This window comes from Pseudomonas sp. (assembly GCF_049645325.1).
Taxonomy (GTDB): Bacteria; Pseudomonadota; Gammaproteobacteria; order Pseudomonadales; family Pseudomonadaceae; genus Aquipseudomonas.
Genome location: NZ_JBARTQ010000564.1, coordinates 1 through 5,009 on the forward strand (window position 1 = coordinate 1; position 5,009 = coordinate 5,009).

Here is a 5,009-nt window from a genome sequence, read left to right on the forward strand (position 1 = left end):
TAGGGGATCAGCTTCTATACACGTGATGGAGCATCTTACGGCCTATCCTCAACGGGATAAATCCGCCTGTCGCTGTAATGACATTTGACAATTTAGAGCAATGACTCTAAAAATCCAGGCAGACCTATAACAATCGGGAACTGCGCCATGCCTGCCAACGTTGCCTACCTGCAAGATTCCCAGGCGCTGGATCAACTCCAGGACCTGTTCGACGCCCAGCGCCGCGCCTATGCCGCCAACCCGATGCCGCCCGCCGCGCAGCGTCAGCAATGGTTGAAAGCCTTGCGGGACCTCTTGAGCGACGAGCGCCAGGCATTGATCAATGCGATCAGCCAGGATTTCAGCCACCGCAGCGCAGATGAAACCCTGTTCGCCGAGCTGATGCCCAGCCTGCACGGCATTCACTATGCCAGCAAGCACCTGAAACGCTGGATGAAACCTTCCCGCCGCGCCGTAGGCATTGCCTTCCAGCCCGCCTCGGCCAAAGTCATCTATCAACCGCTCGGCGTGGTCGGGGTCATCGTGCCTTGGAACTACCCGCTTTACCTGGCCATCGGCCCGCTGGTCGGGGCGCTGGCGGCCGGTAACCGGGTGATGCTCAAGCTCAGCGAATCCACGCCGGCCACCGGTGAACTGCTCAAGGCCCTGCTGGCGAAGATCTTCCCTGAGGACCTGGTGTGCGTGGTGCTAGGCGAAGCCGAAGTCGGCATGGCGTTTTCCAAATTGCGCTTCGACCATCTGCTGTTCACCGGCGCCACCAGCATTGGCAAACATGTCATGCGCGCCGCAGCCGAACACCTCACGCCGGTGACGCTGGAATTGGGCGGCAAATCGCCGGCCATTGTGTCCGCCGACGTCCCGCTCAAAGACGCCGCCGAGCGTATTGCTTTCGGCAAATGCCTGAATGCCGGGCAGACCTGCGTGGCGCCAGACTACGTGCTGGTGCCAGAGGATCGCGTCGAAGGCTTCGTCGAGGCTTACACCCAGGCCGTGCGCGGTTTTTATCCGACCCTCGCTGACAACCCGGACTACACCGCCATCATCAACGAGCGCCAGCAGGCCCGGCTCAATACCTACCTCAAGGACGCCACCGACAAGGGTGCCACGCTGATTCCGCTTTACGAACAAGGCCAGGCTCGGCGCATGGCGCATAGTTTGTTGCTCAACGTCAGCGATGACATGACCGTGATGCAGGACGAAATCTTCGGCCCGGTTCTGCCGATCGTGCCGTACCGCGGAATCGACCAGGCGTTTGCCTACATCAACCAACGCCCTCGCCCACTCGCGTTGTATTACTTCGGCTACAACAAAGGCGAACAGAACCGTGTGCTCCACGAAACCCACTCCGGTGGCGTGTGCCTGAACGACACGCTGCTGCATGTGGCACAGGACGACATGCCCTTCGGCGGCATCGGTCCGTCCGGCATGGGCCATTACCACGGCCATGAAGGGTTCCTCACGTTCAGCAAGGCCAAGGGCGTGCTGGTCAAGCAACGCCTGAACGCGGCCAAATTGATTTATCCACCCTACGGCAAAGCCATCCAGAAGCTGATCCAGAAGCTGTTTATCCGCTGATTGCGCCACTCACGGGACAATAAAAACAATGAACCCCAGCCTGACTGATTCACCTGCGCTGTCGCGGCGCGGCGTCTTGAAAATCGGCCTGTGCGCCAGCGCTTTCCTGGCCACCGCCGGGCTGGGCGCGAGCCTCAGCGGGTGCTCAAGCAGCACGCCGGCCAGCGGTTTTGCGATGCTGCGCAGCAGTGACTTGCCGTTCCTGCGCGCGGTGATCCCGGTACTGCTCGAAGGCGCCGCCAGCGCTCAGGAGGTGGTCGCTGGCATCGAAGACACCCTGAAAAAGCTCGACTACAGCCTCCAGCACCTGTCGCCGGAGATGTTCAAGCTCACCCAGCAACTGTTCGATGTATTGGGCATGGGCATCACCCGTGGGCCGCTGACCGGCATCTGGGGCAGTTGGGAAAACGCCAGCAGCGAGCAGGTCCGCAACTTCCTGCACCGTTGGGAAAACAGCTACCTGAATTTACTGCGCATGGGCCAGGGCTCGCTGCTCAAGCTGGTGATCATGGCCTGGTACTTCCGGCCCGCGTCCTGGGCCCATTGCGGCTATCCGGGCCCGCCAGAGATCTAATCCTGGCAACCCAATCAAATGTGGGAGCGGGTTTGCAGTGTTCAACTGGACCCAACTTCGTATAAAAACAAGAGTGCACACCTATGCCCGTACCCGATCTGTTCCGCGACGGCCTGGCCCGTGGCTGGAAAGCCCACAATGGCGCCGCCCTCGATAGCGACCTGACCCTGGAAGCCGACGTGGCCATCATCGGCAGCGGCGCGGGTGGCGGCACCACCGCCGAAATCCTCAGCGCAGCCGGCTACAAAGTGCTGTTGATCGAAGAAGGCCCGCTCAAGACCAGCAGCGACTTCAAGCTGCTCGAAGACGAGGCCTACGCCAGCCTGTATCAGGAAGGCATCGGCCGCATGAGCAAGGACGGCGCCATCACCATCCTGCAGGGCCGCGCGGTGGGCGGCACCACGCTGATCAACTGGACGTCGAGTTTTCGCACACCCGACGCCACCCTTTCCCACTGGGCCAGCGAATACGCAGTCAAAGGCCACAGCAGCGCCGAGATGGCGCCATGGTTCGAAAAAATGGAGCAGCGCCTGGGCATCGCGCCCTGGGCCCTGCCCCCGAACGCCAACAATGACGTGATTCGCAAGGGCTGCGAAAAGCTCGGCTACAGCTGGCATGTGATCCCGCGCAATGTGCGCGGCTGTTTCAACCTGGGGTATTGCGGCATGGGTTGCCCGGTGAACGCCAAGCAGTCGATGCTGGTGACCACCATCCCGGCGACCCTGGAAAAAGGCGGCGAACTGCTCTACCTGGCCCGCGCCGAACGCCTCAACTACAGCGGCGACACCATCAGCAGCCTCGAATGCGTGGCAATGGATGAGCGCTGCGTGGCGCCCACCGGGCGCAAGATCACGGTCAAAGCCAAGCATTACGTGCTGTCGGGCGGCGGCATCAACAGCCCGGCGCTGTTGATGCGCTCGGACGCGCCCGACCCGCATTCGCGCTTGGGCAAGCGCACGTTTCTGCACTTGGTGAATTTCTCCGCCGGGTTGTTCGACGAGGTGATCAACCCGTTCTACGGCGCGCCGCAGTCGATCTATTCCGACCATTTCCAATGGCAGGACGGCACCACCGGCAAAATGTCCTACAAGCTGGAAGCGCCACCCTTACACCCAGGCCTGGCCAGTACGCTCTTCGGCGGCTACAGCACCGGGAACGCGTTGGACATGAGCCAGTTGCCCCATACCCACGCCATGCTCGCGCTGCTGCGCGACGGTTTTCACCCCGACAGCCCGGGCGGCACCGTGGATTTACGCGGAGACCGCACACCGGTGCTCGACTATCAGGTCTCGGACTACGCCTGGGACGGCCTGCGCCGCGCGTTCCACAGCATGGCCGAGATTCAGTTCGCGGCAGGCGCCAAATCGGTCAAGCCGCTGCACCACGATGCGCGCTACGTGAACACACTCGCCGAGGCACGCAGCCTGATTGACGGCCTGAGCCTGGAACTGCATCGCACGACCTTGGGCAGCGCCCACGTGATGGGCGGTTGTGCCATGGGTGAAGACCCGAAAAATGCAGTCGCCGACAGCCTCGGTCGCCATCACCAATTGCGCAACCTGTCGATCCACGATGGCTCGTTATTCCCCACCAGCATTGGGGCTAACCCGCAATTGTCGGTGTACGGATTGACCGCACAACTGGCGACAGCTTTGGCCGAACGTCTGATAACAGCGTGAAAAAACACGCTATTCGCCATGTCTATAGTGCTTTCTTCTGCATAAGTTGACTTGGCCGACCGGGATGGCTGCGATACCATCCGGTTCCCCAACGGACTCCGCCAGGACGACGCGATGAACCGAGTGTTGTACCCAGGTACCTTCGACCCGATTACCAAAGGCCATGGCGATCTGGTCGAACGCGCCTCTCGCCTGTTCGACCATGTGATCATCGCGGTCGCTGCCAGCCCCAAGAAAAACCCGCTGTTTCCCCTGGAACAGCGCGTGGAGCTGGCGCAAGAGGTCACCAAACACCTGCCCAACGTCGAAGTGGTGGGTTTTTCGACGCTGTTGGCGCATTTCGCCAAAGAGCAGAATGCCAATGTGTTCCTGCGTGGCCTGCGCGCGGTGTCGGACTTCGAATACGAATTCCAGCTGGCCAACATGAACCGCCAACTGGCGCCGGACGTGGAAAGCCTGTTCCTCACGCCGTCGGAACGTTATTCGTTCATTTCCTCGACGTTGGTGCGTGAAATTGCCGCTTTGGGTGGAGATATCACCAAGTTCGTGCACCCGGCCGTGGCAGATGCGCTGACGCTGCGCTTCAAGAAGTAAGACCGCTCAACCGGCGCCCGCTCGCACTGCGGGCGCCAATGCGGCACAATTGCGCGCATTAGTTTTCAGATGCCTTGGCTGACTGCCCTGGCAGGAGTTTCCATGTCCCTGATCATCACCGACGATTGCATCAACTGCGACGTCTGCGAACCCGAGTGCCCGAACGCCGCGATTTCACAGGGCGAAGAGATCTACGTGATCGACCCCAACCTGTGCACCCAGTGTGTCGGCCACTACGACGAACCTCAGTGCCAGCAAGTGTGCCCGGTGGATTGCATTCCGCTGGATGAGGCACGCCCTGAGACTGAAGAACAGTTGATGGAGAAGTACCGGTTGATTACCGGCAAGGCCTGAGGTTCTTTAGTACCTGTGAGGGCCTCTTCGCAGGCAAGCCAGCGCCCACAGTTGACCGAGTGCCAACATGAGAATGCGGCCGAATGTGGGAGCTGGCTTGCCTGCGATGGCCATAAGTATCTACACATCGTTGTAGGGAGATTTTTCAGCCTTGAAAGTTGTGTAGATACTTATGCTGCGATAGGGACGGTACTGCTGGTGGAGATTCCTGCTAGTTAAATTCATCCCCAACC

The 5,009-nt window shown here is 60.5% G+C and carries 5 protein-coding genes; all 5 read left to right on the plus strand.

Going from position 1 to position 5,009, the window contains the following annotated elements; translation table 11 throughout:
• The first annotated feature begins 147 nt into the window (after positions 1 to 147).
• The 5 genes from WBB95_RS23675 to WBB95_RS23695 all read left to right on the plus strand — a co-directional run bounded on the left by WBB95_RS23675 (position 148) and on the right by WBB95_RS23695 (position 4,776).
• Positions 148 to 1,575: a coniferyl aldehyde dehydrogenase gene (locus tag WBB95_RS23675; RefSeq protein WP_424489768.1), complete on the plus strand. Its 1,428-nt coding sequence runs from the start codon at positions 148 to 150 to the stop codon at positions 1,573 to 1,575.
• 28 nt (positions 1,576 to 1,603) lie between these two features.
• A complete protein-coding gene (locus tag WBB95_RS23680) occupies positions 1,604 to 2,149 on the plus strand; it encodes a twin-arginine translocation pathway signal protein (protein WP_424489769.1) in 546 nt (181 codons plus the stop codon).
• Between the two features lie 83 nt (positions 2,150 to 2,232).
• On the plus strand, positions 2,233 to 3,828 hold the full coding sequence (locus tag WBB95_RS23685; RefSeq protein ID WP_424489770.1) for a GMC family oxidoreductase N-terminal domain-containing protein: 1,596 nt from the start codon (positions 2,233 to 2,235) through the stop codon (positions 3,826 to 3,828).
• A gap of 114 nt (positions 3,829 to 3,942) precedes the next feature.
• Positions 3,943 to 4,422: a pantetheine-phosphate adenylyltransferase gene (coaD, locus tag WBB95_RS23690; RefSeq protein WP_003195136.1), complete on the plus strand. Its 480-nt coding sequence runs from the start codon at positions 3,943 to 3,945 to the stop codon at positions 4,420 to 4,422.
• A 102-nt stretch (positions 4,423 to 4,524) separates the two neighbouring features.
• On the plus strand, positions 4,525 to 4,776 hold the full coding sequence (locus tag WBB95_RS23695) for a YfhL family 4Fe-4S dicluster ferredoxin (RefSeq protein WP_029300613.1): 252 nt from the start codon (positions 4,525 to 4,527) through the stop codon (positions 4,774 to 4,776).
• The last annotated feature ends 233 nt before the right edge of the window (positions 4,777 to 5,009 follow it).

Coding starts and splice junctions, on each gene's coding strand:
- WBB95_RS23675 (WP_424489768.1), top strand. CDS start 148: ATGCCTGCCAACGTTGCCTACCTGCAAGATTCCCAGGCGCTGGATCAA.
- WBB95_RS23680 (WP_424489769.1), top strand. CDS start 1,604: ATGAACCCCAGCCTGACTGATTCACCTGCGCTGTCGCGGCGCGGCGTC.
- WBB95_RS23685 (WP_424489770.1), top strand. CDS start 2,233: ATGCCCGTACCCGATCTGTTCCGCGACGGCCTGGCCCGTGGCTGGAAA.
- coaD (WP_003195136.1), top strand. CDS start 3,943: ATGAACCGAGTGTTGTACCCAGGTACCTTCGACCCGATTACCAAAGGC.
- WBB95_RS23695 (WP_029300613.1), top strand. CDS start 4,525: ATGTCCCTGATCATCACCGACGATTGCATCAACTGCGACGTCTGCGAA.